At 71.7% G+C, this 26,906-nt stretch carries 27 protein-coding genes and 3 tRNA genes; 16 read left to right on the top strand and 14 right to left on the bottom strand.

Annotated features, from left to right (window positions below):
- The first annotated feature begins 172 nt into the window (after window positions 1-172).
- Both M8C17_RS15305 and M8C17_RS15310 read left to right on the top strand, forming a co-directional pair.
- On the top strand, window positions 173-1,012 hold the full coding sequence (locus tag M8C17_RS15305; RefSeq protein ID WP_252417108.1) for a hypothetical protein: 840 nt from the start codon (window positions 173-175) through the stop codon (window positions 1,010-1,012).
- 250 nt (window positions 1,013-1,262) lie between these two features.
- A complete protein-coding gene (locus tag M8C17_RS15310) occupies window positions 1,263-1,472 on the top strand; it encodes a BldC family transcriptional regulator (RefSeq protein WP_007073996.1) in 210 nt (69 codons plus the stop codon).
- Between the two features lie 81 nt (window positions 1,473-1,553).
- Here the strand turns inward: M8C17_RS15310 and M8C17_RS15315 are convergent, their stop codons facing one another.
- Window positions 1,554-1,943 carry a PPOX class F420-dependent oxidoreductase gene (locus tag M8C17_RS15315; RefSeq protein ID WP_252417109.1) on the bottom strand — a complete coding sequence of 130 codons (390 nt, stop codon included), beginning with the start codon at window positions 1,941-1,943 and terminating at the stop codon, window positions 1,554-1,556.
- Between the two features lie 54 nt (window positions 1,944-1,997).
- Here M8C17_RS15315 and M8C17_RS15320 point away from each other — a divergent pair, with 54 nt between their 5' ends.
- Window positions 1,998-2,777, top strand: a complete 780-nt coding sequence (locus tag M8C17_RS15320) for a class I SAM-dependent methyltransferase (RefSeq protein ID WP_252417110.1) — start codon at window positions 1,998-2,000, stop codon at window positions 2,775-2,777.
- An 83-nt stretch (window positions 2,778-2,860) separates the two neighbouring features.
- Here the strand turns inward: M8C17_RS15320 and M8C17_RS15325 are convergent, their stop codons facing one another.
- Window positions 2,861-3,163 carry a hypothetical protein gene (locus M8C17_RS15325; protein WP_252417111.1) on the bottom strand — a complete coding sequence of 101 codons (303 nt, stop codon included), beginning with the start codon at window positions 3,161-3,163 and terminating at the stop codon, window positions 2,861-2,863.
- Between the two features lie 176 nt (window positions 3,164-3,339).
- Here M8C17_RS15325 and M8C17_RS15330 point away from each other — a divergent pair, with 176 nt between their 5' ends.
- Together M8C17_RS15330 and M8C17_RS15335 are read left to right on the top strand one after the other, a co-directional pair.
- Window positions 3,340-4,197, top strand: a complete 858-nt coding sequence (locus tag M8C17_RS15330) for a 3-hydroxyacyl-CoA dehydrogenase family protein (protein WP_252417112.1) — start codon at window positions 3,340-3,342, stop codon at window positions 4,195-4,197.
- 114 nt (window positions 4,198-4,311) lie between these two features.
- On the top strand, window positions 4,312-5,055 hold the full coding sequence (locus tag M8C17_RS15335) for an enoyl-CoA hydratase/isomerase family protein (RefSeq protein WP_252417113.1): 744 nt from the start codon (window positions 4,312-4,314) through the stop codon (window positions 5,053-5,055).
- Window positions 5,056-5,120: 65 nt separating this feature from the next.
- Here the strand turns inward: M8C17_RS15335 and M8C17_RS15340 are convergent, their stop codons facing one another.
- Entirely contained in the window at window positions 5,121-6,464 is a 1,344-nt protein-coding gene (locus tag M8C17_RS15340) for an ABC transporter substrate-binding protein (RefSeq protein ID WP_252417114.1), read from the bottom strand.
- 155 nt (window positions 6,465-6,619) lie between these two features.
- Between M8C17_RS15340 and M8C17_RS15345 the strand changes: the two genes are divergently transcribed.
- On the top strand, window positions 6,620-7,009 hold the full coding sequence (locus M8C17_RS15345; RefSeq protein WP_252417115.1) for a hypothetical protein: 390 nt from the start codon (window positions 6,620-6,622) through the stop codon (window positions 7,007-7,009).
- A 56-nt stretch (window positions 7,010-7,065) separates the two neighbouring features.
- Here the strand turns inward: M8C17_RS15345 and M8C17_RS15350 are convergent, their stop codons facing one another.
- Window positions 7,066-7,494 carry a hypothetical protein gene (locus tag M8C17_RS15350; RefSeq protein ID WP_252417116.1) on the bottom strand — a complete coding sequence of 143 codons (429 nt, stop codon included), beginning with the start codon at window positions 7,492-7,494 and terminating at the stop codon, window positions 7,066-7,068.
- Between the two features lie 127 nt (window positions 7,495-7,621).
- Between M8C17_RS15350 and M8C17_RS15355 the strand changes: the two genes are divergently transcribed.
- Window positions 7,622-8,329 (top strand): DUF2786 domain-containing protein, encoded by a 708-nt coding sequence (locus M8C17_RS15355; RefSeq protein ID WP_252417117.1) that lies wholly within the window; start codon window positions 7,622-7,624, stop codon window positions 8,327-8,329.
- A 16-nt stretch (window positions 8,330-8,345) separates the two neighbouring features.
- Here the strand turns inward: M8C17_RS15355 and M8C17_RS15360 are convergent, their stop codons facing one another.
- Window positions 8,346-8,873 (bottom strand): SRPBCC family protein, encoded by a 528-nt coding sequence (locus tag M8C17_RS15360; protein ID WP_252417118.1) that lies wholly within the window; start codon window positions 8,871-8,873, stop codon window positions 8,346-8,348.
- Window positions 8,874-9,038: 165 nt separating this feature from the next.
- Between M8C17_RS15360 and M8C17_RS15365 the strand changes: the two genes are divergently transcribed.
- Both M8C17_RS15365 and M8C17_RS15370 read left to right on the top strand, forming a co-directional pair.
- Window positions 9,039-9,983 (top strand): hypothetical protein, encoded by a 945-nt coding sequence (locus M8C17_RS15365; protein WP_252417119.1) that lies wholly within the window; start codon window positions 9,039-9,041, stop codon window positions 9,981-9,983.
- 528 nt (window positions 9,984-10,511) lie between these two features.
- Window positions 10,512-10,838 (top strand): hypothetical protein, encoded by a 327-nt coding sequence (locus M8C17_RS15370; protein WP_252417120.1) that lies wholly within the window; start codon window positions 10,512-10,514, stop codon window positions 10,836-10,838.
- Between the two features lie 189 nt (window positions 10,839-11,027).
- On the opposite strand, the gene M8C17_RS15375 is transcribed toward M8C17_RS15370, so the two are convergent.
- From M8C17_RS15375 to M8C17_RS15410, 8 genes are all read right to left on the bottom strand, one after another.
- A tRNA-Phe gene (locus M8C17_RS15375) sits at window positions 11,028-11,101 on the bottom strand.
- A gap of 99 nt (window positions 11,102-11,200) precedes the next feature.
- Window positions 11,201-11,274 (bottom strand) — tRNA-Asp (locus tag M8C17_RS15380).
- A gap of 31 nt (window positions 11,275-11,305) precedes the next feature.
- Window positions 11,306-11,378: transfer RNA gene (locus tag M8C17_RS15385), tRNA-Glu, on the bottom strand.
- A gap of 154 nt (window positions 11,379-11,532) precedes the next feature.
- Window positions 11,533-12,318 carry a polysaccharide deacetylase family protein gene (locus tag M8C17_RS15390; protein WP_252417121.1) on the bottom strand — a complete coding sequence of 262 codons (786 nt, stop codon included), beginning with the start codon at window positions 12,316-12,318 and terminating at the stop codon, window positions 11,533-11,535.
- Between the two features lie 74 nt (window positions 12,319-12,392).
- The gene (locus M8C17_RS15395) at window positions 12,393-13,334 is read right to left on the bottom strand and encodes a MerR family transcriptional regulator (protein WP_252417122.1); all 942 of its coding nucleotides are present in this window, start codon (window positions 13,332-13,334) and stop codon (window positions 12,393-12,395) included.
- Window positions 13,324-13,944 (bottom strand): isopentenyl-diphosphate Delta-isomerase, encoded by a 621-nt coding sequence (gene idi, locus M8C17_RS15400; protein WP_252417123.1) that lies wholly within the window; start codon window positions 13,942-13,944, stop codon window positions 13,324-13,326. Before idi ends, M8C17_RS15395 begins: the two co-directional genes overlap by 11 nt.
- Window positions 13,941-15,422 (bottom strand): phytoene desaturase family protein, encoded by a 1,482-nt coding sequence (gene crtI / locus M8C17_RS15405; RefSeq protein WP_252417124.1) that lies wholly within the window; start codon window positions 15,420-15,422, stop codon window positions 13,941-13,943. Before crtI ends, idi begins: the two co-directional genes overlap by 4 nt.
- A gap of 28 nt (window positions 15,423-15,450) precedes the next feature.
- Window positions 15,451-16,593 carry a polyprenyl synthetase family protein gene (locus M8C17_RS15410; protein ID WP_252417125.1) on the bottom strand — a complete coding sequence of 381 codons (1,143 nt, stop codon included), beginning with the start codon at window positions 16,591-16,593 and terminating at the stop codon, window positions 15,451-15,453.
- A 65-nt stretch (window positions 16,594-16,658) separates the two neighbouring features.
- On the opposite strand from M8C17_RS15410, the gene M8C17_RS15415 reads away from it, so the two are divergent.
- On the top strand, window positions 16,659-17,582 hold the full coding sequence (locus tag M8C17_RS15415) for a phytoene/squalene synthase family protein (protein WP_252417126.1): 924 nt from the start codon (window positions 16,659-16,661) through the stop codon (window positions 17,580-17,582).
- A gap of 46 nt (window positions 17,583-17,628) precedes the next feature.
- On the opposite strand, the gene M8C17_RS15420 is transcribed toward M8C17_RS15415, so the two are convergent.
- A complete protein-coding gene (locus M8C17_RS15420; RefSeq protein ID WP_252417127.1) occupies window positions 17,629-18,714 on the bottom strand; it encodes a serine hydrolase in 1,086 nt (361 codons plus the stop codon).
- A gap of 55 nt (window positions 18,715-18,769) precedes the next feature.
- Here M8C17_RS15420 and M8C17_RS15425 point away from each other — a divergent pair, with 55 nt between their 5' ends.
- The 6 genes from M8C17_RS15425 (at window position 18,770) to M8C17_RS15450 (ending at window position 26,904) form a co-directional block, all read left to right on the top strand.
- A complete protein-coding gene (locus M8C17_RS15425; RefSeq protein WP_252417161.1) occupies window positions 18,770-20,281 on the top strand; it encodes an NAD(P)/FAD-dependent oxidoreductase in 1,512 nt (503 codons plus the stop codon).
- A gap of 104 nt (window positions 20,282-20,385) precedes the next feature.
- Complete coding sequence (locus M8C17_RS15430) at window positions 20,386-21,387, top strand: LacI family DNA-binding transcriptional regulator (RefSeq protein ID WP_252417128.1); 1,002 nt, start codon at window positions 20,386-20,388, stop codon at window positions 21,385-21,387.
- A gap of 377 nt (window positions 21,388-21,764) precedes the next feature.
- Entirely contained in the window at window positions 21,765-23,144 is a 1,380-nt protein-coding gene (locus M8C17_RS15435; protein ID WP_252417129.1) for an ABC transporter substrate-binding protein, read from the top strand.
- 86 nt (window positions 23,145-23,230) lie between these two features.
- Window positions 23,231-24,184 carry a carbohydrate ABC transporter permease gene (locus M8C17_RS15440; protein ID WP_252417130.1) on the top strand — a complete coding sequence of 318 codons (954 nt, stop codon included), beginning with the start codon at window positions 23,231-23,233 and terminating at the stop codon, window positions 24,182-24,184.
- 13 nt (window positions 24,185-24,197) lie between these two features.
- A complete protein-coding gene (locus M8C17_RS15445; protein WP_252417131.1) occupies window positions 24,198-25,085 on the top strand; it encodes a carbohydrate ABC transporter permease in 888 nt (295 codons plus the stop codon).
- A gap of 169 nt (window positions 25,086-25,254) precedes the next feature.
- Complete coding sequence (locus tag M8C17_RS15450) at window positions 25,255-26,904, top strand: glycoside hydrolase family 13 protein (RefSeq protein WP_252417132.1); 1,650 nt, start codon at window positions 25,255-25,257, stop codon at window positions 26,902-26,904.
- Window positions 26,905-26,906: the final 2 nt, after the last annotated feature.

Raw genomic sequence — 26,906 nt, forward strand, 5'->3', positions numbered from 1 at the left:
GCGTCCTTGTGGGACGCGGACCTGGTGGACCCCGGCGGGGATGCTGCCGGTGCCGTCGAGCCTAGTATCGGCCGCCCTGAGGGTGCCCGACGCGTCGCCGCCGTCCCACGTTGCGGCGCGCGTGGTCCGGCCGCTGGCGGCGTCCGGGGGCGGTTCGTGGGAGGATCGCGCCGTGCCGTCGCTCTTCGCTTCTTACCTGCGCGTGTACGAACCGCTGACCGCCTTCGACCGCGACCGCCAGAGCTACTGGCGCCGCTACGTGTCGGAGGGGCGGGCGGTGGCTCCGGTCGAGGGGCCAGGCCGGCAGCGGACGGCGGTGATCGAGGCGCTGGGCGCGGGCTGGACCCGGCTGCCCGACCTGCCGGAGGAGGCGTACGTCCTGGAGACGGACGACAGCCTGCTGGTCTGCCCCTGGAACCTGCGGATCCGGGTCGCCGAGGCGGCGCTCAGCGCCCGGGACGGGGTGCCCTCGGTGCTCGCCGACGCCTTCGTGCCGCCGGTGCTCGCCGGTCAGGCCAGGGCGGTGGTCGACGACTGGCGCAGCGGTGCCCGGGTGCTGGAGCACGGGGTGCCCCGCGTGCACGAGCAGATCGCGACCTGGGGCGTGCCGCTGCGCTGGTTCGTCCTCTTCGACCCCACGGAGCGGGATCTGGTCACCGAGCCGGGCCGACGGGCGCTGCGCTACCGCACGGAGATCTCCAAGGCCCGCCGCCGTTCGTCACGGGCGCTGTCGGTGCTGCGCAAGTCGGTGGGCGAGGCCCCGATCACCGAGGCGGTGGAGGAGGCGGCCCGCTGGCTGGAGGAGTTCCACCCGCGTTCGGTGGTGGAGCTGGACTACGGCGGTCTGGTCGACCTGCTCTCCGACGAGACGCTGACCGCGGACGACTCGCCGGAGCTGGTCGCGGGTGGCCTTGCCGGGCTGTCGCGCGGTGAGGCCGAGGAGGCGTCGGCCGCGTACGACAAGCTGGTCGCGCGGTGGCGTGCCGTGCAGTTGCTGGAGCGGTGCAACTAAGGCAAATCGCCCGAGGAGCGCTCCCAAGATGAGGTGTGCTCGTAGTTGACGCATCACGAACCGTGATCATGAGTCCGAATAAGGTACTTTCTGCCGTGTAAAAGTCGTAAAAATCGGGCATGGTTCATCCGTCCGTCTAGGGACCTTCATCCGTTCGGCCCATGTCGGACATCGGGGACTAGCCGGACCATGGGAGACGCGTCGGCCGGCGGGACCCCGGCCGATGTCTATACACGTGGAGGAGTGACCGATGGCATCGCGAACGCACGAACCAGAGCCGCTACTCACACCGGCCGAGGTGGCGTCGATGTTCCGTGTCGACCCGAAGACGGTGACCCGGTGGGCCAAGGCCGGCAAGCTCAGCGCCATCCGCACCCTGGGTGGCCACCGTCGGTACCGCGAGTCGGAGGTCAGGGCGCTGCTGCAGGGCCAGATCCCGCAGCAGCGGCAGGGCGACTGAGCCGGCAGCAGTTTTTCCGGTCAGAGGCGGTGGATCTCGATCCGCCGCCTCTTTCCATGTCCGGGCTTCGTCGCCCCGGCCTCAGCCGCGCCCGTCGGCCAGCGTCACCCGGATGCCCACCGTGCCGCCCTCGCCGCGTCGCAGCCGGCTGCCGAGCAGGCTCAACCGACCGATCAGCCGGTACTTGTGCTTGAGCAGGTCGCGCACCCGGCCCGTGTCGCCGCCGTTGTAGATCGTCGCGTGGGCGGGCACCTCCGCACCGTGCGGCCGGCCCCGCACGTCGCACGGCGCCACGGTCACCTCGCCGTTGTGGCGGATCCGCTTCACCTTGCCCGAGTCGGCGCGCGTCCAGACCGCCAACGCCTCTCCGTCGCGGACCGCCCAGACGGGGGTCGGCACCGCCCGACCGTCCTTGCGGAAGGTCGTGAGCAGGATGTACTTCTCGGCCGACAGCCGGTCCAGCGTGGTCACGCCGCCAGGATACGGCCGCTGCGGGCCACTGAGTGGCCGGATAGCGTGAACGTCGTGACGGGGGAGCCTCTAATCGGTGACGTTGTCGGCGAACTGCTCCGGGACACGCTCGCCGTGGCCACCGGAGTGGGACCCCGACCTCTGGTCGGCGGGCGACTGCCCAGGCCGGTCATCGAGATCATCGAGCGCGACGACGGGCTGATCAATGGCGCGCCGGCCGCGCACTACCTCGACGGGCCGGCGGACTGGCAGCCGTACGACCACCGGGCGGTGGACCGCGCCGAGGGCGAGACGCTCGACATCGGCACGGGTGCCGGCCGGATCGCGCTACTGCTCCAGGAGCGTGGCGTACCGGTCACCGGGCTGGACACCTCGGCGGGCGCGCTGGCGGTGAGCCGGCGCCGCGGGGTCCGGCGCCTGGTCCACGGCACCGTGGACACGCACGTCGCCGACGGTCAGCGGTACGACACGTTCCTGCTGCTCGGCAACAATCTGGGGCTGTTCGAGGGGCGGGAGCGGGCGCCCGGGTTCCTGGCGGCGCTCGCCGCGCTGGCCCGGCCGGGGGCGCAGATTATCGCGCACGGCACCGACCCGTACGGCACCCGCGACCCGCTGCACACCGGCTACCACGAGCGCAACCGGCGCCGTGGCCGGTTGGGCGGGCAGCTCCGGCTGCGGCTGCGCTACCGGGAGCTGGGCACCGAGTGGTTCGACTACCTGGTCTGTTCGGCGGACGAGTTCGCCGGCCTGGTGCACGGCAGCGGCTGGCGGTTGACCGATGTGGACGACCGCGACGCCCCCTACTACCTGGCCACCCTGCGCCTCGCCGGCTGAGCGCCCGTCGCGCCGCCTGGCCGTCGCTGTCAGCAGGGGCCCCTGTCACGCGCCAGGCGATGACAGGGGCCCCTGCGCACGACTCAGACCTGGACGGTCGGGGGGAGCTGCTCGGGTGGGAGGCCGCCGTCGCCGTCGACCACCTCGTCCGGGGTGCCGTCCTCGTCGATGTCGACCATGGTGATGTCCACCTTGCCGTCACCGTTGGTGTCGAACTGGAACAGGTCGGCCTTGCCGTCGCCGTCGGTGTCCACCACCCACACGTCGGTGCGGCCGTCGTTGTTGGTGTCGGCGCGCAGCAGTTCGACCCGCTCGTCGCCTCGGGTCTCCACGGTCTCCCCGTCGGTGCTGCCCGGGTCGGTGACGCTCTCCGGTGCCTGGCTCATGTCGACTGGTCCTTCCCTCGGTTGACGGGCCGTCAGTACCCGATCCCGCGCTCCCCCACGCATGGGCCGGGTCGCGGTGCTGCATAGGGTCGCACCATGAGCGAGCGGAACGGGCGGATCACCCGGGCCGGCGTGGCGGAGACCCCGCGCGCCGCAGGGCGGGACAGGGAGGCGTGATGAGCGATCGTTTCGTGGTCGTCGGTGCCGGCACGATGGGCCTCGGCATCGCGTACGTGGCGGCCGGGGCCGGGCACGACGTCGAGTTGGTCGAGGTGGACCCCGACCGGGGCGCGACCGCACTGAACCGTCTCGCCGAGCTGTGGGAACGGGCGGTGCAGCGCGGGAAGCTGAGCGCCGACGAGGCCGCCACGAACCGGCTGCGGGTGACGCTGCGCCCGACCCTCGCCGAGGTCGCTCCCGCCCCGGACGTGATCGTGGAGGCGGTGCCCGAGCGCCTCGACCTGAAACGGGCGGTTCTGCGGGACGCCACCGCGCTGCGCCCGGCACTGCTCGGCAGCAACACCTCCAGCATCGCCATCGGCGAGCTGGCCGCCGGCCTGGACCGGCCCGAGAGTTTCCTCGGCCTGCACTTCTTCAACCCGGTCTGGGCGATGACGCTGCTGGAGATCGTGGTCGGCCCGGCCACCGCCGAGGAGACCACCGCCGCGGCCGTCGCGCTCGCCGGCCGGTTGGGCAAGGACCCCGTCGTCGTACGCGACCTGCCCGGCTTCGCCACCTCCCGGCTCGGGGTCACCCTCGGCCTGGAGGCGATCCGGATGGTCGCCGACGAGGTGGCCAGTCCCGCCGACATCGACAAGGCGATGGTGCTGGGCTACCGGCACCCGATCGGGCCGCTGGAGCTGACCGACCTCGTCGGCCTGGACGTGCGGCTGGACATCGCCCGCACCCTCCAGGCCGCGTACGGGGACCGCTTCGCGCCGCCGCCGCTGCTGGTCGAGATGGTGGCCGCCGGGCGGCTGGGCAAGAAGTCCGGGCACGGCTTCTACCGTTGGGACGCCGGGGGCAAGCGGTGAGCGCGAGCAGTGAGCTTGCGAGCCCCGCAGTCGCGAACGAAAGGCGGGCACAGCGGTGAGCGCGAGGAGTGAGCTTGCGAGCCCCGCAGTCGCGAACGAAAGGCGGGCACAGCGGTGAGCGGGCTACGGATCGAGGATCGACCTGACCGGCTGGTGGTCACGCTGGACCGGCCGGAGAAGCGCAACGCCATCGACGCCGACCTGATCGCCGAGCTCCACCAGGTCTGCGCGGAGTTGGAGGCGCGCCCCCGGCTGCTGCTGCTCACCGGCGGCGCGGAGGGCATCTTCGCCGGTGGCGCCGACATCGGTCAGCTCCGCGAGCGGGGTCGCACCGACGCGCTGGCCGCGATCAACTCGGCCGCCTTCGCCCGGATCCGGGCGCTGCCGATGCCGAGTGTGGCCGCCGTCGACGGTCCGGCGTTGGGCGGTGGCGCGGAGTTGGCGTACGCCTGCGACCTGCGGGTGTGTACGGCCCGGGCGGTCTTCGGCCAGCCGGAGGTGCGGTTGGGCATCCTGGCCGGCGCCGGCGCGACCCACCGGTTGCCCGCCCTGATCGGCGAGGCCCGGGCCAAGGAGCTGCTCTTCACCGGCAGGCGGGTCGACGCCGCGGAGGCGCTGCGGATCGGCCTGGTGAACCGCGTGGTGGACGAGCCCGGCGAGTTGCTGACGGTGGCGCACGGACTGCTGGACGAGATGGCCCAGGGCTCCCCGCTGGCGCTGCGGCTGACGAAGCTGGCGGTCGACGCGCCCGCCGCCGCGCACCCGCAACTCGACCTGGTCAGCCAGGCGGTGCTCTTCGAGGACGAGGAGAAGCACCGCCGGATGACCGAGTTCCTGGAGCGTCGCCGCAGCCGTTGACCCTTGGACGGAAACGGCCGCACCGGCGGGAAGCCGGTGCGGCCGTCGCGGTCCGCGGTCGGTGCTCAGTGCCGGATCTGCACCCCGGTGTCGGCCAGCGCCCGGATCACCTGTGCGGACTCACCGAAGCCGATGACCAGCACGGCGTCCGCGCCGAAGTCCTTGATCTCCTTGGCGCCGCCACTGAAGTCCACCGGCGGGGCCTTCGCGTCGGCCGGAGGATCGTAGGCGAGCAGCTTGAGCCGGTCGGCGGTGATGCCGGCCTTCTCCAGCTCGTCACGGACGGTGGCCTGAAGGCCCTCGCCGTAGGAGTCCTTGCGGGCGACGATGACGATCTTCTGCGACCCGTCGCGGAGGATCACGTCGGCCAGCGCCCGGCCCTGCAGGCTGTCCGGCGGGGCGGTGCGGAAGTAGAGGCCCTTGTCCTCCACGTCCGTCAGGCCGCTGTCGGTGTTGGACGGCGAGAACAGAATCTTCCCGGCCTTCACCACGTCCGGCAGCACCTCGCGGGAGATGCCCGAACCGCCAGCGCCGATGATCACGCTTACGTTGTCCGCCACGTGCTTGGCCACGGTCGCCCTCGCGACCGCCGGGCTGGTGCCGTCGTCCCCGTCCACCCAGGTCACCGGCTTGCCCAGCGCGCCGCCAGCGGCGTTGATCTCCCTGATCGCCAGGGCCGCGCCAGCGGCCATCGGCGGGTAGGCGATCGCCAGGTCACCGGTCTTCGGCAGCAGGCCGCCCACGACGAGCGGCTCCTGGTCGGCGTTGTCGCCGGCGGGCTGCTTCCTCGGCTTCGGCGGCGCCTTGGTGCTCGCCGCCGACTCGGTGCCCGCCCCGACGAACTCGGTCTTGCCGTCGTTGATCTGCTGGCCGTCGAAGGTCAGCGTGGCGTAGCTCGCGGTGGCCGGCTCACCCTTGTCGGTGAAGCCCGCCCGGGTCAGCGACACGCTGCGGTACTCGATGTCCTGGCCGGCGCGCGCAAGCGCCAGGCAGGTCGCCGGGTCCTCGCAGCGCTGGCCGTTGTTGGTCACGCCGACGATCTGCTTGGCGATGGCCGCCGGGTCGGTGCTTCCGGCCAACTGGGCGGCGAGCACCCCTATCACCACAGCGTCGTACGTCTCGGCCGAGTAGAGGTAGTCCGTCAGCGCCGGATCGACGGACCGTAGCCGGCTCTTGAAGTCCTCCGGCAGTGGGGTGAGCGGGGTGGTCCCCTTCATCCCGTCGACGAGATTGGCACGTTCCTTCAACTCCGCAGGGTAGGAGTTGAGCATGTTGCCGTCCGTGCCGTAGAGGCGCACCTGTTGAGCGCTTCCCTCCTCGGCTTTGTCATCCCCGCAAGCGCTCGTGGCGAGCAGGATCGTCGCGCAGGCGGCCAGGGAGGCTACCCGCGAGCGGCGTGTAAAGAGCATGGTCGTCCTTCCTCCGGCGAAGGTCCGCTGCGCACATTAGCGTGCCGTGCCGAGTGGCGGGACCGTGGAGGTGACGTAATGCGCAGGTCGCCCGCGTTGAACACGGACAGTGACGGTCGGGGCAGGCCTTGACCGCCCGTCCTACTGTGCGCTGGGTGACCGACCTACCACAGCAAACGTTCGACGACGCGGCCGCCGTACTTCGCTCGGCGCTGGCCGGGGATGGAGACGCGGTGGTGGGGACGTTCGACGCGGTCGTCGACCGTGCCGGTCTGAGCGGCGCGTACGGGGTCGCCTGGTGCCTGGCCGCGACGATGGTCGGTGACGCACCGTCGGGCAGTGGATGTGCGCTGGACTTCCCGGGGATCGACCAGGCGGAGTACGACACCCGCTGGGTGGCGCGCTTCGTCAGCGCGTACGCCAACCGGGACGTCCCGACCGGGGAGGCGCTCTTCGGCGCGGCGGCGGCCGACGGGCTGCTCCCCGACTGCCTGCTCACCCTGGCCGGCTCGACGATCGCCACCCTGCGCAGCCGGTCCGGCTGACGAGGCCCCCGGGCGCGGCGCCCGTCGGGACCGGTCGCCGCGCCCGGGTGGGTCGCTCAGAACGCGTGGTACGCGACCAGCGGCTCGTACTCGTAGCGCAGGTTGTCGAAGCGGACCCGGAAGTTGACGCCGTCGCGCACGTTGGTCGCCACCGTGATCCACCCCGAATTGGCCGGTAGGTAGGTCCAGTAGTTGCAGGCGCTCGTCTTGTCGACGAAGATCACGCACGCTTCGGTGCCGTACGCGCTGGCGTTGCGCACGTTGATGTCGCGGCAGCGGCTCGTGGTGCGGTAGGTGCCGGCCTGGCCGCCGTAGCCGCCGGTCTGGAAGTACGACCGGACCGCCCCGCCGTAGCAGGTGGCGAGCGGGGCGAAGAGGTTCGCGTCGGGGGTGGCCTCGGCGGCCCGGGCGGGCGCGCCGGCGACGAGCGTCGCGGTGGCTGCGGCGGCGGCGGCGGCGAGCAGGCGGGCGGTCGGGGATGACATGCATGCCTCCGGAGAGCAAATGGTTGACCGTCCGTAGTGGACGGAGGAGCCGATCGTGACGATGATTCGGATCGATCGATACGGGCGTGGCCCCGACTTCGGCCGGCGGATGTGATAGCTCTGGGGGATGTCCGAGGCGATGCTCAGCAAGGTCCGCAAGCTGCTGGCCCAGGCCGAGGACCAGGCCTGCACGCCCGCCGAGTCGGCCGCGTTCACCGCCAAGGCCACCGAGTTGATCGCCCGTTACGGCGTGGACCGGGCGCTGCTCGCCGCCCGGGACCCGGCCACCGACCCGGTCGGCGACCGGGTGGTCGACATCGTCGCCCCGTACGCCCGCGACAAGGTCGGCCTGCTCGCCGCGGTCGCCGAACCGCTGCGCTGCCGCTGCGTACGCCGGCGGCAGGGCAACGGTTTCGCGCTGCACCTGTTCGGCTTCGCCAGCGATCTGGAGCGGGTCGACCTGCTCTTCACCTCGCTGCTCGTGCAGGCGGCGCACGGCCTGGCCGGCACGGCGGTGCCAGCCGGTGAGCATCCGGCCGCCTTCCGGCGGTCCTGGCTCGCCGGCTTCGCGCAGGTGATCGGCGGCCGGCTCTGGGCGGCCGAGACCGCGGCGGCCAGCGAATCGGGCACGCCGTCGGTGGCGCTGGTGCTGGCCGACCGCTCCGATCGCGTGCAGCGGCGGGTCGCCGAGCAGTACCCGCGACTGCGCACCGCTCCGCCGCGCCGGCTGGCCGGTACCGGCTTCGGCTCCGGAGCGGAGGCTGGCCACCGTGCCGACCTGGGTGGCCGCGACCTCACCGGCGGCCGGGGCGCCGGGCGACACCTCGGCCGCTGACCTCCCGTGCCGTCGCTCAGGCGGGCGCGGTGGGGTGGTCGCGCGACACCGTGGCGAGGTAGCGGGTGAGCAACTCGTGCCAACCGGCGGTGAGGGCCTTGCGGTATCCCTCGGCCGCCTCACCGTGCCGGTCGAAGTGCCGATGCTCCAGCTCGACGCGGGTGCGCTCGGGGCCGTCGGGAAGGAACAGCACCTCGACCTCGCTGGCCCGGGCCGGGTCCGGCACGGGCACCCGGTCCGGGCCGATCTGCCAGGCGAACACCAGCCGGCGCGGCGGATCCCAGGTGAGCACCCGGCCCCAGTCGGCGCGGAAGCCGTACGGGCCGATCTCGTAGAGCATGCCGCCGGGCCGGGGCTCCATGCCCAGCTCGGCGAGAGCCTCCGGGCCGGACCAGGTGTACTCCGTGACCCACCAGTCGGTCAGCTCGTCGGTGAAGACCGCGAACGCGTGCTCGGCGGAACCCGGGACGAGGAAACTGCACCGTAAGGAGAACCGTTCCAGGTCCTGCCGGATGTCGGCCGGATCAGCCATTCCCTGTCCCATAGGCCCGGACCATACCGGCTGATGCCCCGCTGTGCAGCTTCGCGAGGTGCCCGGTTCCGGACAATGGGTTGTCGGGTCGTCACACACGGGTGCCCCGCTGGAAAGCGGGTAACCGCGCCCGACGGCCCGGACGACCGGGCCGGTGTGGCGACGGAGCGGGAGAGCATGAGCGAGAGCGCGCAGCAGCGGGACCGGGAGGTCGACCGGCCGGGCCAGGCCAACGGCGGTGCCGACCCCGACGTCCTGCTCGACATCCCCAAAGTCTCGGTCGACTCGATCCGGCTCGCGGTGGACGGGCTGGACGCGGACCTTTCGCTGCGAGCCCGGCTGGCCAACCTTCTCCAGCTCGACGCCGGCGTCCGCGTGCACCTGCAGGGCGTCGAGCTGGACATCAACGGGGTGCAGGCCGAGGCGCAGCTGCGGGTACGGCTGGAGCAACTGGTGGAGATCCTGGGCCGGGCGTTGGAGACGATCGACAACAACCCGCAGATCATCGACTCCCTCTCCCGGTCGGCCGGTGCCGTGATCGACGACGTCAATCGCAGCACCCAGCAGTTGGCGGCGGGAGCCGCCGAGGTCACCGGGTCGGCTCGGCGCTTCGGCGTACCCGATGATGTACGTCGGCAGGCCGGCGCGGCCGCCGACCGGCTGCGACCGGGTCCGGGTCGCCCCGGGGCCGGCGAGCAGGGCCGGGCGCAACCCACCGGTCCGGAGGGCAGGCCGCCGGAGGGGCCGAAGCCTGAGCGGCAGGTACCGCAGGGCCAGCCACCGACGGAGCCCAAGCCTGAGGGGGCGAAGCCGCAGGGCCAGGCGCCGCAGGGTCAGGCGCCGCAGGGTCAGGCGCCGCAGGGTCAGCGGCCGCAGGGGCAGCCATCGGAGGGAAAACCCCGCAACGAGCCTGGCGCGTCGCAGGGACCCGGCCCGTCCGGGAATGGTGACGGCGGTCAGGGCGGTGGTGGCGTGCCGGGCGGGGCGCAGGCCGCCGCGCAGAGTGCGGCGCAGCTCGCCGAGCAGGCGGGGGAGACGCTGCGGCAGGCCGGGCGCAGCGTGTGGGAGGCGATCCAGGGCGGCATGGCGCAACACCGCCAGCAGGGGCGCCGGGATCAGTGACAGGCCGCTTGTGACGGCCCGGCGCGGAGGTACGCGGCGGCGGGCATGCTCTGATCGACCTCGTCCACGGAACCCTGCCGCTCGCTCCACCGGGAACCCGCTGGTATCTCGGGGTGGAGGGCGGGCCGAGAACCATCCCTTCGGTTGAGCGGAGCTAGGCGACGCTGCGGGCAGTGAGATCGGCCCGCCAGGCGTGGATACTCAGGACTCATGGGCAGTCGCAAATATCTGTTCTGTTGGTGTCGCCGGCATCTTCCTCCGCCTGTCCCGGGGCGGGAACCCAGCGGTCGGCGCTTCCGGAGGGTCGAGGAGTGCCCCCGCTGTCGACGCTTGTGGCAGGTGCGGGAAGACAGGTTCCATTGGCAGCGGGTGATGGACAGTGGAGGCGGAGCCTCCAGTTCGTAACGTCGCCATGCAGCTGGTTCCGGATCAGTTTCAGGCCACCCACATTCGCGGGAGTGCCGCCCGGAGCCGCCGTGCCATCTCTCGTACGACTGCGACCTTGACCACCCCTTCGATGATGGCCGCATGAGTCTGGATGACGGGGACCCGGTCATGGTCGCCTTGAGCCTGGTGGCCGTGGTCCTCGGCCTCGCCTCAGTTGTACTGGGCGTGCGGGTGGCCGTGTCGCGACGGTTCCCCGCAGCCTGGGTTCGGCTGGCACGCCTGACACCGAGCCAGCGGTCTCAGCCCCTGCGCATGGGCAGCGCCCAGGCCATGATCGGTGCCGGCCTGGTGGTCCAACAGGCGCCCTTCCTCATCCCCATGCCCTTTCCGGTCGGACGCGCCCTGTTCGCGGTGTCCCTGCTGTTGCTGGTGACGGCGGCGGGATCGTTCGCGCTGCTTCGCCGCTAACCGCACATGAGGATGTGCCGGGGCAGTCGCGCGACAATGTGCGATCCACGTGCGATTTGTGGCGGTGATCACCGGCCAAGAGTGGTCGTCAGCGACAGGTGGGGCCGACCGAAGCGCACGAGGCCAACAGCAAGATCCCCACCTGCGTTTCCGCTGGTGGGGACCTCTGTAGCCCGGCGAAAGGCTATGTGGCCAGGGGCGGGGTCGAACCGCCGACCTTCCGATTTTCAGTCGGACGCTCGTACCAACTGAGCTACCTGGCCGTGTCGCTCGGCTCATGCTACCCGCCAAACGGATGAACCGCTGGCAGGGTGACACGCTCCGATACGCAGAACGCCGCGCTGGGCGCGGCGTCGGCGCTGCGGTCCTGACGGGACTTGAACCCGCGACCTCCGCCTTGACAGGGCGGCGAGCACTCCAACTGCTCCACAGGACCTAGCTTGTGTTGCTCCGGCTTGCGCCGGTCGTGCCCCCAACGGGATTCGAACCCGTGCTACCGCCTTGAAAGGGCGGCGTCCTGGGCCGCTAGACGATGAGGGCGGCCCCGCCATCATTGCACATTCGCAACTTCAAGCGGACTTGCTCCCATCCGGCCCCGCCGGAGGCTTGGAAAGCATACGTGATCCCTGGTCGGTCGACAAAACCGGTATGGCGGGACCCGCAGGTCGGCCCAAAACCGCAGGTCAGGACCGGTCTACTTGAGTCGGGTGATGCCGAAGCGGTGCTTCAGGTCGGCGATCACGTGCGGGCAGGCGGCGAGCGTCGCGGCCCGGTTGCCGCCCCCGTCGTGCAGCAGCACGACGGCGCCGGGACGGGCGGCGGAGTGGATCCGCTTGGCGATCGTGGCGGCGGTGGGCTTGTCCCAGTCCTGCGGGTCGACGTTCCAGTGCAGCGGACGCATGCCGAGCTCCTTCGCCACCCCCAGCACCTCTGCCGTCCACCGGCCGCCGGGTTGCCGGTAGAAGGGCACCGGCGCGCCCGGAGCCGCCGCCTGGATGGCCTTGTTGGTCCGGGCCAGGTCGGCTCGGATCTCGGCGATCGGCCGCCGGGCCAGGTCGAGGTCGTGCCGCCAACTGTGGTTGCAGAGCTGGTGCCCCTCCCGGACGATCCGCCGCACCAGTTCCGGGTGGCGCTGCACCTCCCGGCCGACGAGGCAGAAGGTGGCGGTCACCCGGGCGGCGCGAAGTTGGTCGAGCACCTTGGGCGTCCAGGCCGGGCTGGGGCCGTCGTCGAAGGTCAACGCGACCGGGCCCACACCGGTGCTGCGGCGCAGGCCACCGGGGAGCTTCGCCGGCAGCGGGCGCAGCGGTGGCTTGGTGCGGGTGGGGCGCGGCGACGTGGCGGGTTTCGGGGTGGGCGGAGCAGTCGACTCCGCCGGCTGCGGCGGGCCGGCGGGTGCGATGGTGCCGCCGGGTTGGGCGCAGCCGGACAGGACCAGCACCACGGCGAGGACGGACGCCAGGACGGCGCGGGCTTGCATCTGCTCGCTCCCGGGGGGTCGGGGTAGGCGGACGCCCAGACGCTAGTGGACGCCGCCGACGGCGGACAGCCCGGTCAGTCCCCCCTCGACTGGTCCAGCGAGTCGCGGACCGCGACGGCGAGCGAGACCGCCTCGGCCAGGTCGACCGGCCGGACCACCCCGGCGGGCAGGGTGTCCGCCCGCCAGCCGGGGCCGGCGGCGAGCACCAGCAACGGGCGGCGGGGCGCGGCGAGCAGGGCGCTGAGCTGGGCCGGGTCGGCGGTGGCCCGGGTGTGCGACCAGAGCACCACGGCGGCCGGGCCGGTACGCGTGACCGCCTCGACGAGGGCAGCCACCGGCACCCGGGCGCCCAGCATCCGGTAGCTGACCCCGGCCTCGGCGAGCGAGGCGGCCATCGCCTCCAGCGGCAGACTGTGCTGCTCCTCGTCGGCGCAGGAGAGGAGGATCCGGGCCGGTCCGGTCGGCGGGGTGGCCCGGCCGGCCGCCGCGAGCGCCTCCGAGACGCAGCGGCTGACCAGGTGCTCGACCTCGATCAGGGCGCCCGTGGCGGCGTGCCGTTCGCCGATGCCGGCGAGCACCGGGCGCAGCAGGCCGTCCCAGGTGGCGACCACCCCGCTGGCGGTCAGGGTGTGCGCGATCGTCTCGCTGATCGCCGCCGCGTCCAGTCGCATGGCGGCCCGGGCCAGCCCGCGGGCGGCGGGGCCGGCGCGCCCCACCGGGATGCTTCCGCCGCCGTCCCGACCGGGCGTGCGGATCCGGCTACGGACGGCGTCGGCGGGCATCGGATCCGGTGTCTGGCGGGCCCAGCGGGCCGCCTCGGCGGGGCTCACGCCCTCGGCGGTGAGCCGTTGCATGATCTCCAGGCGCGCCAGGTCCGCCGGCGTGTACCGGCGGTGGTGGCCCGGGATGTGTTCGCTGGGCCCGAGCCCATAGCGCTGGTGCCAGGTGCGCAGCGTGGTGACCGCGACCCCCAGCCGGCGCGCGACGGCGCCCGCGCTCAGCGCCTCATCGGCCACCCGACCGCTCCGCCGCGTTCTCCGCCGACGATCCGGACGGGGTCACAGCCGAGCCGGGTACGCCGGACGCCGACCCCGAGGGGCGCAGCAGCCGGTTCACCACCCCGCCCAGCCAGGGTGCGTACGAGCGGGGGTCCAGGTCGAGGTCGGCCTCCAGGGCGGCGGGCTCGGCCCAGCGCAGCTCGGCAACCTCGTCCGGGTCGGGCAGCAGCGGGGCGCCGGGAAGGAACCCGCCCTTCAGCACGTGGTCGTACTCGAACTCGACCCGCCCGGTGGCCGGGTCTTCGGCGTAGTAGACGTAGACACCCACCTCGGTCAGCTCGACCGGGCCGGCGCCCAGCTCCTCGCGGAGCCGCCGGTTGGCCGCCTCGGCGAGCGGTTCACCGGGCTGGGGGTGGCCGCAGCAGGAGTTGGCCCAGCGCAGCGGGAACCGGGTCTTGGCCGCGGCCCGCCGCTGTAGGAGCACCTGACCGTCCGGGTCGACCAGCAGCACCGAGAAGGCCCGGTGCAGTTGACCCGGCGGCTGGTGGGCGGCCGCGACGGTGACCTCGCCACGAGGTCGGCCGGCGTCGTCGACGAGCTCGACGAGGTGGTTCTCGCGGCTGCTCATCGGCCCTCCCCGGTGATGCGGCCGGCGGCGAGCTTGCCGGAGATCAGCACCATCGGTACGCCGACGCCGGGCTGGGTGCCGGAGCCGACGAAGACCACGTTCGACAGGTCGCGGTGCAGGTTCGACGGGCGGAACGGGCCGGTCTGGAAGAGGGTGTGCGCGGCGGCGAACGGAGTGCCGGCGGCCATTCCCTGCTCCGCCCACTCGGCGGGGGTGATGGCCTGCAGCACCTCCACTCCGTCGCCGAAGCCGACGTAGCCGCGCTCCTCCAGGGTGCCGATGAGCTGGTCGCCGTAGCGGCGGGTCAGGTCACCTCGCCACTCGAACGGGGCCCGGTCGAGGTTGGGCACCGGCGCGAGGACGTAGTAGGTGTGCCGGTCCGGTGGGGCCACCGACGGGTCGGTCCGGCTCGGGTTGGTGACCAGCAGCGACGGGTCGCTCATCAGCTCGCCCCGCCGGATGACCTCATCGAAGGTGCCCTTCCACGCGCGTCCGAAGTGGATGTTGTGGTGGGCGATCTTCGCATAGCCCTGCCGAGAGCCGACGTGCAGGACGACGCAGGAGGGCGAGTAGGTGAGCCGGCGTTGGTGGGGGGCCGAGAGCAGATCCCGGTAGGCGACCGGCAGGTCGGGGTTGAGCACCACCACGTCCGCCGGCACCAGCTCGCCGTCGGCGGTGAGCACGCCGGTGGCCCGCCCGTTCGCGGTCTCCACCCGGGTCACGGTGGTGTCGTACCGGATCTGCACGCCGTGCTTCTCGGCGGCGCCGGCCATCGCCCGGGAGACCGCGTGGATGCCGCCGCGTGGGAAGTAGACCCCGGCGACCGAGTCGAGGTACGCGATGACCGCGTAGATGGCCAGCGCGTCGTGCGGGGCGAGCCCGGCGTACATCGCCTGGAAGGAGAAGATCCGCTGGGTGCGCGGGTCCCGGAAGAACTGGTTGATCTTCGTCTGGAGGCGGCGGAAGGCTCCGCCGGTGAGCAGCTTGAGCAGGTTGCCGGTGATCAGGTCGGTCGGCGCGTCCAGGTTGCGTTCGATGAAGTCGGCCCGCTCCAGCCGCCACAACTCCCGCGCGTAGTCGACGAAGCGCAGGTAGCCGTCGGCCTCACGCGGCCCGCAGACCCGGGAGATCTCGGCGGCCATCCGCGTGGTGTCGGTGAGCACGTCGAGGGTCGAGCCGTCCGGGTAGTACGCCCGGTAGGCCGGGTCGAGTGGGGTCAGGTCGAGCCAGTCCCGGAGCTCCTCGCCGACCGCGCCGAGCGCCTCGGCGATCAGGTCGGGCATGGTGAGCACGGTCGGGCCGGTGTCGAACTCGTACCCGTCCACGGCGAGCCTGCCGGCCCGCCCGCCGGGCACCGGTTCCCGCTCGATCACGGTCACCTGCCGACCGCTGCCGGCCAGGTGCAGCGCGCAGGCCAGCCCACCCAGCCCGGCGCCGACGACCACCACCCGGTCGGTCCGTCCCGTCACCGTCCGCACGTGCCCACCTCCTTGAGAAAGTTGCCCATCAGGCCCGCCGGTTGGTGGCGGCGACGGCCAGCCCGGTCAGCGCGGTCCGTGCCGTCCGGTCCACGGGTGCGGCGTCGAGCGCGGCCAGCGCGTCGCCCACCCGTTCGGCGATCATCCGCTCCACCCGGGCCACCGCGCCGGTCTCGGCGACCAGCTCGGCGAGCCGGTCGACGGGCCCTCCGCTCGCCCGTTCCAGCGCGTCGAGCTGGGCCGGCGTGGCCAGCTCCCGGGCCAGCATGAGCAGTGCGGTCGGCTTTCCGGTGCGCAGGTCGTCGCCGGCCGGCTTTCCGGTGGCGGCCGGGTCGCCGTAGACGCCGAGCAGGTCGTCGCGGAGCTGGAACGCCTCACCGACGGCCACACCGTAGCGGGTGTACGCGGTGACCAGCGGGTCGTCGGCGGGCATCCCCGCCAGGCATGCGCCGAAGAGCAGTGGCCGCTGGACGGTGTAGCTGGCCGTCTTGTAGCGGGCCACCCGCAGCGCCCGGTCGACCGACCAGTTGACGGCGTCGTTCTCGCCGAGCACGTCGAGGTACTGCCCGGCGACCGTCTCCACCCGCATCTGGTCGTAGCAGCGGCGGACCTCGAACAGCCGGGCCGGCGGCACGGCGGCGTGTGCCAGCAGCCGGTCGGCCCAGACCATGCAGAGATCGCCGATGAGGATGGCGACGGCCTCGCCGAACCGGTCCGGGTCGCCCCGGTGGCCGGCGGCGATGTGCTGGGCGGCGAGTGCCACGTGCGCGGTGGGCCGGCCGCGGCGGGTGGTGGAGGCGTCCATCACGTCGTCGTGGACGAGCGCGAAGGTGTGCAGCAGCTCCAGCGCGGCCAGCGCGGGCAGCACCGGTGGCAGCGGCTCGGTGCCGCCGACCGCTCCGCGCCAGCCCCAGTAGGCGAAGGTCGGCCGGATCCGCTTGCCGCCGGCCAGGACGGCGTCCCGCGCGGCCGCCGCGAAGCCACCCATCGCCGGGTCGATCTCGCCCAACGTGTCGACCTCGGCCGTGAGGAAGGTGGCCAGTGTGTCGTCCACCGCGGTGATCAGGTCCTTGGTGTACGCGGCCAGCACGGCGCGGACCGGATCGTCCCCGTCGCCCGGCCGGTCCGGCGCCAGGCGGATCGCGTTACCCGCAACTGCGTCGTTGGCCATGCGGCCGAGCGTACCCTAGGGTTACGAGTTGCGTCGATTGGTGCGTCGATAAGGGAGGAGGCCCGGTGGACACGGATCTCACCGCCGCCTATGACCGGTGCCGCGAACTGCACAGAGGGCACGGCCGCACCTACTATCTCGCCACCAGGCTGCTCCCCGCGTGGAAACGGCGACACGTGCACGCCCTCTACGGGTTCACCCGGTACGCCGACGAGATCGTCGACCGCACCGAGGACCTGCCGCCGGCCGAGCGGGCCGCCCGGCTCGACGACTGGGCCAACCGGTTCGTGGCCGGTCTGCACGGCGCGCCGGTCGACGATCCGCTCCTGCCGGCCGTGCTGCACACGATCGCCGTCTTCGATCTCGACCGGGACGATTTTGCGTCGTTTCTGAAGAGCATGGCGATGGACCTGACCGTCGCCGCGTATCCGACCTACGACCACCTGCTCGACTACATGGAGGGCTCGGCGGCGGTCATCGGCACCATGATGCTGCCGATCCTGGGCAGCTCCGACCCGGCGGCGGCCCGGGAGCCCGCCCGGCAGCTCGGCTTCGCCTTCCAGCTCACCAACTTCATCCGGGACGTCGCCGAGGACCTCGACCGGGGCCGCACCTACCTGCCGGACGAGGACCTCGCGAAGTTCGGCGTCACCCGCGACGAGTTGGCCCGGGCCCGCGTGCGGGGGCGCGGTACCCCCCGGACCCGGGAGCTGATCGAGTACGAGGTCACCCGGGCCCAGGCCCACTACGCCGCCGCCGCGCCGGGCATCACCATGCTCGCGCCCGCCTCGCAGGCCTGCATGCGCACCGCGTACGCGCTCTACGGCGGCATCCTCGACGAGGTGGCCGCGCAGGACTACGACGTCTTCACCCGGCGGGCCCTGGTGCCGCAGCGACGCCGGATGGCGGTGGCCGCCCGCGCGCTGCTGACCTCGACCGGTACCCCGGTCACGATTCCCGGGCCGACGGTCCACCCGGCGGCCCGGTGACCGCGAGCACCGCGATCGTGCTCATCACCCGGAATGGGGCGGCAGCTCAGAGCACCGAGTGCAGCGCCTCGACCAGCTCGTCCACCCGGTCGTGCTCGGCCAGCCGGGCGGTGGCGTACGCGAAGGTGTAGCCGCGCTCCGGGTCGGCCCACGCGCTGCTGCCGCCGAGGCCGCCCATGCCCCAGCTGCCATCCTGTTCCCACTGCATGCCCAGCGTCCATGCGACCTGGCGGTCCAGCACCAGGTCCGGCCCGTCGTACTGGACCCGGGTCGCCTCGGTCACCAGGTCCTGGCCGAACAGCCGGACGTCGTCCAGGACGCCGCCGGCCAGCAGGCCGGCGTAGAGCCGGGCCAGGCCGGACGCGGTGGCGTGCAGGTTGACCGCCGGCATCTCGGCACCCCGCCAGAGCGGAGTGTTCAGCACGGCGAGATCCTGACCGCCGGCCGGGTTGCCCATGGCCCGTGCCCGCAGTGATCCCGGCTCGCCGAGCGCCCGAACCGGCCACTGCGGGTCGCCGTACCGCAGGTCCGCGCAGCGCCGCTGGTCCGCCTCGGACAGCGCGAAGCCGAGGTCCAGCCGCCAGGGACCGGCGATCTCGTCGGCCAGGAAACGGCCCACCGGCCGGCCGTCGACCCGGCGGACCAGCTCGCCCACCAGGTGCCCGTACGTCCAGGCGTGCTCCCCGGCCACCGAACCGGGCGCCCATTCGGGCTCGGCGGCGGCCAGATCCCCGGCGAGCAGCGCCCAGTCGGCGATCGCGGTGGCCGGCCGGGGTACCGGGAAGGCCGGCAGCCCGGCGGTGTGCGACAGCACCTGGCGCACCGTGGCCGGGGTCTGGAACTCCGGCCAGTACCGGTCGACCGGCGCGTCGAGGTCGACCCGCCCCCGGTCGACCAGCATCAGCAGGCAGAGCGCGGCCACCGGCTTGCCGACGGAGTAGACGTTGACCAGCGTGTCCGGCCGCCACGGGTCGCCGCCCGCCGCGCCGCCCGCCGCGCCGGTGCGGGAGCCGCCGGTCAGGTCGAGCACCGGGTGGCCGTCGTACCAGACGGTCAGGCTGGCGCCGGACTCCCGGCCGGTCGCGAGCAGATCGTGGAAGCAGTTCCGGACCGGACCGAAGCGTTCGTGCATGGCGCCACCGTAGGCGGCTCGGGCAGTGAGCGCGCCGACTTTTCCCCGGACCCCGATGGTCGGGGCGGGATCGCTGGGGGATGCTGTCCAGGTGGCGGAGCCGGAGCTGGTGGATGTGGTCGTGATCGGGCTTGGCGTCGGCGGCGAGGAGGTGGCCGGGCGGCTCGCCGAGGCCGGTCTGAGCGTCGTCGGCATCGAGCGGGACCTGGTCGGCGGGGAGTGCCCGTACTGGGGCTGCATCCCGAGCAAGATGATGATCAGGGCGGCCAACGCCCTCGCCGAGGCGCGCCGGGTCGACGGGCTGGCCGGAACGGCGCAGGTCCAGCCGGACTGGGCGCCGGTGGCGAAGCGGATCCGCGAGGAGGCCACCGACACCTGGGACGACACGGTCGCGGTGCGGCGGTTCACCGATCGGGGCGGCCGGTTCGTCCGGGGCAGCGGTCGGCTCGACGGCCCGGGTCGGGTCCGGGTCGGCGACCAGGTGTTCCAGGCCCGGCACGGGATCGTCCTGGGCACCGGCACCCGACCCTCGGTGCCGCCGATCGACGGCCTGGCCGACACTCCGTACTGGACCAACCACCAGGCGATCGAGGTCGAGCAGTTGCCGGAGTCGCTGCTGGTGCTCGGCGGCGGCGCGATCGGGCTGGAGCTGGCCCAGGTCTTCGCCCGCTTCGGGGTCCGGGTCACCGTCGTGGAGGCGCTGGACCGGGTGCTGGCCCTCGAGGAGCCGGAGGCGTCCGAGGTCGCCGCCGCGGCGCTGCGCGCCGACGGCGTGGACATCCACACCGGGGTACGCGCCGAGCGGGTCGGGCACGACGGGCACCGGTTCACGCTGCGCGGCGCCGGTGGAGCGGAGTTCACCGCCGACCGGCTGCTGGTCGTGACCGGACGGCGGGCACACCTGGACGAGCTGGGGCTCGACACGGTCGGCGTGAACGCCAACCAGCGCTACCTTCCGGTGGACGACCGGTTGCAGGTCTCCGACGGCATCTGGGCGGTCGGTGACGTGACCGGCGAGGGCGCCTTCACCCACATCGCCATGTACCAGGCCGGCATCGTGATCGCCGACGTCCTCGCCAACGCCCGGCAGGCGAACGCGGGGCCGGACGCCAGCGGGACCGCCAGCGTGGTCGGGGGCGCGATGGGCGCGGCCAGCTCGCTCGGTGCCAGCGGGTCGAGCGGGTCGGCCGGCAGCGTGCCGCGCGCCGACTACCGGGCGCTGCCCCGGGTGACGTTCACCGACCCCGAGGTCGGCGCGGTCGGGCTGACCGAGAGTCAGGCCCGGGAGCGCGGCATCAATGTGCAGGTCGGCTTCACCAAGCTCGGCAGCTCGACGCGGGGCTGGATCCACCGGGTCGGCGACGAGGGGTTCATCAAGCTGATCGCGGACGCCGACCAGGGCGTGCTGATCGGCGCGACGTCGGTCGGCCCGGCGGGCGGCGAGGTCCTCTCGGCGCTGGTGGTGGCGGTGCACGCCGCGGTGCCACTGAGCCAGCTCCGGCACATGATCTACGCCTACCCGACCTTCCACCGGGCCATCGAGGACGCCCTGCGCGACCTGTCCTGACACTGTCGAGACGGGAAGCGACGGGCAAGGCGCGGCAAGGAAGCGGCAATTGCTCCGCAGTTTGCTGTTCAGTTCTTTCATTCTGGTGACGTACGATTGCGGTCGTGACCAAGCGGTTGACTGAAGTTGCCAAGAAGGCGGGCGTCAGCGAGGCCACCGTCAGCCGGGTGCTCAACGGTCGGGACGGGGTCTCCGAGGCGACCCGGACGGCCGTGCTGACGGCGCTGGACGTGCTCGGCTACGAACGGCCGACCAAGCTGCGTGGCGAGCGTGCCCGGCTGGTCGGGCTGGTGCTGCCCGAGCTGCAGAACCCGATCTTCCCGGCGCTCGCCGAGGTGGTCACCGGTTCCCTCGCCCAACGGGGCTACACCCCGGCGCTCTGCGCCCGCACCATCGGCGGCGTCTCCGAGATGGACTACGTGGAGATGCTCCTCGACCACCAGGTGTCCGGGGTGATCTTCGCCGGTGGCTCGTACGCGCTCGCCGACGCCAAGCACGACCACTACCGCCGGCTGACCGACCGTGGCCTGCCGGTGGTGCTGGTCAACGCGGGCGTGGACGAGTTGGGCTTCCCCCGGGTGTCCACGGACGACGCGGTGGCGGTGGAGCAGGCGTACGGGCACCTGCGCTCGCTGGGGCACGAACGGATCGGGATGGTGCTCGGCCCGGAGGGGCACGTGCCGTCCCGGCGCAAGCTGGACGCGATGATCCGGGCGGCGGGCTGGGCCGACGACACGGACTGCGTCGAGCGTTCCAGCTTCTCCATGGAGGGGGCGCGGGTCGCCGCCACCAAGCTCGTCGAGCACGGCGTCACCGGGATCATCTGCGCCAGCGACGTGCTCGCCCTGGGCACGATCCGGGCCGCGCGCCGGCTGGGTCGTGTGGTGCCAACCGACGTGTCGGTGGTGGGCTTCGACGACTCGGCGTTCATGACCTGCACCGACCCGCCGCTGACCACGGTTCGGCAGCCCATCGAGACGATGGGGCAGGCTGCGGTCGACCTGCTGGTGACCCAGATCGAGGGTGCCGGCGTGCTGCAGGACGAGTTGCTGTTCGAGCCCGAGCTGGTGGTACGCGGTTCCACCGCGCCGGCCCCCGGCCGCTGACGGTCCCGCCCGACGACTGACTGGTCCACCCGGCCACGGGGTCACCCCCTGGTCGCCGAACGGCGCTCCGGCCGTCGACCGCTTCCCGCGGTCGGCGGCCTTTTTCGTCGTTGCTGAGGGTGAGCAGGGCTGGCGCGATCCGGTCGTGGCCATAAAGGACGAAAAGCCGACATCTCGGTCTGCTTTCAAGATCTTGCCAACATCTGTCGTTAGTAAGTCGTGTCCTTTCACAACAGAATCGATACCTTGCCGAAATGAGTCGGCCTCGCTACAGTGACTCCACTCACACCTGGCTCCGACGCAGCTACTGGGCGTCAGGTCGCATCACCGCAGATCACGAACGTCATGGAGACACCCGTTCCCGAAGGGATGGACAGATGTCCGTACCGCAATACCGAAAGGCTGCGGCGTTAGCGCTCGTGGCCGGCCTGGGGTTCAGCCTGACGGCATGCTCCACGAAGAGCGACGACAAGGACACGAACGCAGGCGGCAAGGTCACCATCACGGTCGACTGCCAGCCGGTGGGCGCTCAGAAAGAGCTGCTGAAGAACTGGAACGACGATGTCGCCGAGTTCCAGCGGCAGAACCCCGACATCATCATCAAGAGCGTGAGCGTCGGCGAGCAGTGCAACAACCCGCCGGACTTCACCGCCCGCCTCGCCGGCGGCACCGTGACCGACGTGTTCTACGGGTACATGACCGATCTCCAGCAGGTGCTCGACTCCGGTCAGGCGATGGACATCTCCCAGTACGTCAACAAGGACACGATCCCGACCTGGGACAGCGTCGACCCGGCCCTCAAGGAGGTCTTCACCGACGGCGGCAAGCTCTACGCCGTCCCGGTGAAGAACTACTCGATGGGCCTGGTCTACAACAAGGTCCTGTTCCAGCAGGCGGGGCTCGACGTCAACAACCCGCCGAAGACCTGGGCCGAGGTCCGGGCCGCCGCCAAGAAGATCGCCGGGCTCGGCAACGGCATCGCCGGCTACTCGGAGTACAGCGCCGGCAACACCGGCGGCTGGCACTTCACCTCCCTGCTCTACTCGCAGGGCGGCCAGGTGCTCAGCGCCGACGGCAAGAAGGCCGACTTCAACAACGCCGCCGGCAAGCAGGTCCTGCAGAACCTCAAGGACATGCGGTACGGCGACAACAGCATGGGCGCCCGTCAGCTGCTGCAGTGGGGTGACCTGCTGACCAACGCCGGTGCGGGCAAGGTCGGCATGTTCATCGGCGCGCCCGACTCCACCCAGGCGATCGTCAGCCAGTTCCAGGGCAAGTTCCAGGACTGGGCGATGAGCCCGCTGCCCGGCCAGGACGGCCCGGCGAAGGGCACCCTCGGTGGCGGCGAGGGCTACTTCTTCAAGAAGGACCTCTCTCCGGAGCAGGTCAAGGCCGGTCTGAAGTGGATCGCGTACCAGAAGCTGACGCCGGGCAAGGGCCAGTTCGACTACGTCCGGGCCAAGCCGCAGAACTACCCGGTGGGTCTGCCCCAGCCGCTGCTCTTCGCCAACGGCAGCGAGGCACAGAAGCAGGAGCTGGAGCTGCGCAAGGCGAACGCGAACGTCGACACCGCGAACTTCGCGCTCTTCGAGGCGACCCCGGTTCCGATCAAGGGCGAGCCGCGCAACGCGCAGGCGGTCTACGCGGTGCTCGACGCGGCGATGTCCGGGGTGCTGACGAACCCGAACGCGAACATCGACGCGCTGCTCAAGACGGCTGAAGAGAAGGTCAACCAGCTCCTGGCCGCCGAGAGCTGATCCGGTCAGGTGGGGGCCGGTACGCCGAGCCGGCCCCCACCCCATCGCGCCGCACCGTCCGGTCACCGAACACCGCAGGAGTTGCCTTGGCGATCACCACCGTCCCGGGTGCCACCAGGAAACCGGGACGTCCCACACCGCCGTACGCGGGGCCGCAGCGTACGAGCCTCGGCCGCAAGGTCAGGGACAACCTCACCGGTCACGCGTTCCTGATCGGCGCGGTGCTCTGCTTCGTCGTCTTCTCCTGGTACCCGATGATCCGCGGCATCGTGATGAGCTTCCAGCGCACCAGGCGCGGCGAGACCACCTGGGTGGGCTGGGACAACTACTCCCGCATCATCGCCGACCCCAGCTTCTGGCCCGCCTGGCAGAACACGCTCTACTTCACCCTGCTCGCGCTCGTCCTCGGGTACGCGGTGCCGTTCTTCGTGGCGATCCTGCTCAACGAGTTCCGCCACGCCAAGGGCTACCTGCGGATCCTGGTCTACCTGCCGGTGATGCTGCCGCCAGCCTCGGCGCTCTTCCTGTTCAAGTTCTACGCGTACGACCCCAGCGAGGCTGGCCTCTTCAACGCGATCCTCAAGGCGCTGCACCTGCCCACCTCGCAGTGGATGCAGTCGCCCGAGATGACGATGCCGGCGATGGTGGTCGCGTCGACCTGGATGAACATGGGCGGCGCGGTGCTGATCTACCTGGCGGCGCTGCAGAACATCCCCGGCGAGCTCTACGAGGCGGCCGAGCTGGACGGCGCCGGGATCTGGCGGCGGATCGTCAACGTGACGATCCCGCAGACCCGGCTGATCCTCGCGCTCCTGGCGATGCTGCAGATCGTGGCCACGATGCAGCTCTTCATCGAGCCACTGATCCTCGCCAACGGCGCGGGCACGGAAGACTCCGCGACCTCGGTGGCGTACCTCATCTACCAGCACGGCTTCTTCCAGAACGACCTCAACGGCGCTGCGGCGCTCGGCGTGATCATGCTCGTGGTGCTGGCCGGCTTCTCCGCCGCCTACCTGCGGCTGAGCGCGAAACAGGACTAGGACGGGACGGGAAATGGCACAGGACTCCGGAACCCGGACCCTCATCTCTCACGCGCAGCTCAGCCGCGGGCGCGGCAAGGTCATCTACTGGACGCTGCTGGCCGTCGTCGTCGTGGGCTTCACGCTCGTCTTCCTCGGGCCGCTCTACTGGATGGTCACCGGCGCGCTCAAGTCCGGCCAGGAGATCGCGCAGACCCCGCCGTCGCTGTTCCCGAAGGATCCGCAGCCGCAGAACTACGTCGACGCGTGGAACAACCTCGACCTCGCCAAGTTGCTGTTCAACACCTTCTACTACGCGGCCGGCGCCGTGCTGTTCCAGTTGGTCTTCGACACCGCCGCGGCGTACTCCCTGTCCAAGCTACGACCGATGTTCGGCAACGTGATCCTCGCCCTGATGCTGGGAACGCTGATGATCCCGGCGATGGTCCTCATCGTCCCGCAGTACGTGACCGTGATCGACCTGCCGATCCTGCACATCAACCTGCTCGACTCGCCGTTCGCTATCTGGCTGCCGCTGGTCGCGAACGCGTTCAACATCTTCCTGTTGAAACGGTTCTTCGACTCGATTCCCGAGGAGCTGATGGCGGCCGCCCTGATGGACGGGGCGACGTCGCTGCGCACGCTGTGGTCGATCATCCTGCCGCTGTCGCGCCCCATCCTCGGCGTCGTCTCGATCTTCGCCGTGACGGCGGTCTGGAAGGACTTCCTCTGGCCGAAGCTGGTCATGCCGTCGCCCGAGACCCGGACGGTGAGCGTCGGCATCTACGCCTTCTCCGGTGGGACGCCGATGAACGTGGTGATCGCCGCGTCGGTCATCGCCGCGATTCCCACCGTCATCATCTTCCTGATCTTCCAACGGAACATCATGTCCGGCCTGACCAGCGGCAGCCTCAAGGGATAGGCCGAGGATGCGGACACGGACCGTGGCAACCTTCAGGCGGGCTCGATGAGGGGCTGACCGCATCGGCGCACCACCAGCGCAAACTCCCGCGGCGGACAACGACCGTTCGCCCCGCACATATCTAGGTCCGGCGAACCCGCCGACGTACTGACGCAGAAAGCAGGTGCTCGTGTCCACAGCAGACAGCAGTCCGTGGTGGCGTGGAGCGGTGATCTACCAGGTGTACCCACGTAGCTTCGCCGACGGCAATGGCGACGGCATCGGCGACATCGCCGGCATCCGGTCCCGGCTGGACCACCTGTCCGCGCTCGGCGTCGACGCGATCTGGTTCAGCCCCTGGTATCCCTCACCGATGGCCGACGCCGGCTACGACGTGTCCGACTACCGCGACATCGACCCGGTCTTCGGCACCCTCGCCGAGGCGGAGGCACTGATCGCGGAGGCACACGCGCTCGGCATCCGGACCATCGTCGACGTGGTGCCGAACCACTGCTCCGACGCGCACCCCTGGTTCCAGGCGGCACTCGCCGGCGGGCCCGGCGCACCCGAGCGGGACCTGTTCTGGTTCCGCCCCGGTCGAGGCCCGAACGGTGACCAGCGGCCCACCGACTGGGTCGGCGAGTTCGGCGGCGAGACCTGGACCCGCACCACCAACCCCGACGGCACCCCCGGCGACTGGTACCTGCACCTGTTCGCCCCGCAACAGCCGGACTTCAACTGGGACCACCCGCGGGTACGGGCGGAATTCGAGGACATCCTGCGGTTCTGGTTCGACCGGGGGGTCGACGGCATCCGGATCGACTCGGCCGGGCTGCTGGTCAAGGACGGGGAACTGCCCGAGGTCCGACCGGACCAGCCGCACCCGTTCCACGACCTCGACGGGGTGCACGACATCTACCGGGGCTGGCGGCGGGTCGCCGACTCCTACCCCGGCGAGCGGGCCCTGATCGGTGAGGTGTGGCTGCCCGACCGGCAGCGGTTCGCCAACTACCTGCGCGCCGACGAGCTGCACGCGGCGTTCAACTTCGACTTCCTCGGCTGCGCCTGGGACGCCTCGGCGCTGCGCGAGAGCATCGACGGGACGCTGAGCGCACACGCGCCGGTCGGCGCGCCTGCCACCTGGGTGCTCTCCAACCACGACGTCACCCGGCACGTCACCCGCTACGGCCGGGCGGACACCACGTTCAGCTTCGCCGCCAAGCGTGAGGGGATCCCCACCGACCTGGAGCTAGGGACCCGCCGGGCCCGGGCCGCCGCGCTGCTGTCGCTGTCGCTGCCCGGCGCCACCTACGTCTACCAGGGCGAGGAGCTGGGCCTCTACGAGGTCGAGGACATCCCGTTCGCGATGCGCCAGGACCCGATGTGGGAACGCTCCGGCCGGATCGACCCCGGTCGGGACGGCTGCCGTGTGCCGCTGCCCTGGGCCGGTGACGAGCCACCGTTCGGCTTCAGCCCAGACGGCGCGGTAGCGCCCTGGCTGCCCCAGCCGGCCGACTGGAAGGACCGGACGGCGCGGACGCAGACCGGCGACGCGGCCTCGATGCTGGAGCTGTACCGGGCGGCGATCGCGATCCGGCGGGCCGAACCGGCGCTCGGCGACGGCCAGATGACCTGGCTGCCCGCACCGGACGGGGTGCTCGCGTTCAGCCGCGGCGGTGGCTTCCGCTGCCTGGTCAACATCGCCGACTCGTCGGTCCCGCTGCCCGCCGAGGGGGAGTTGCTGCTGGCCAGCGGGCCGCTCGACGACGGGCTGCTGCCCCCGGACACCGCCGTCTGGCTGCGTGCCAACGAACCAACCGACGGCCCGGACCTGAACTGATC

The sequence above is a fragment of the Micromonospora sp. RHAY321 genome (assembly GCF_023896955.1).
Taxonomy (GTDB): domain Bacteria; phylum Actinomycetota; class Actinomycetes; order Mycobacteriales; family Micromonosporaceae; genus Micromonospora.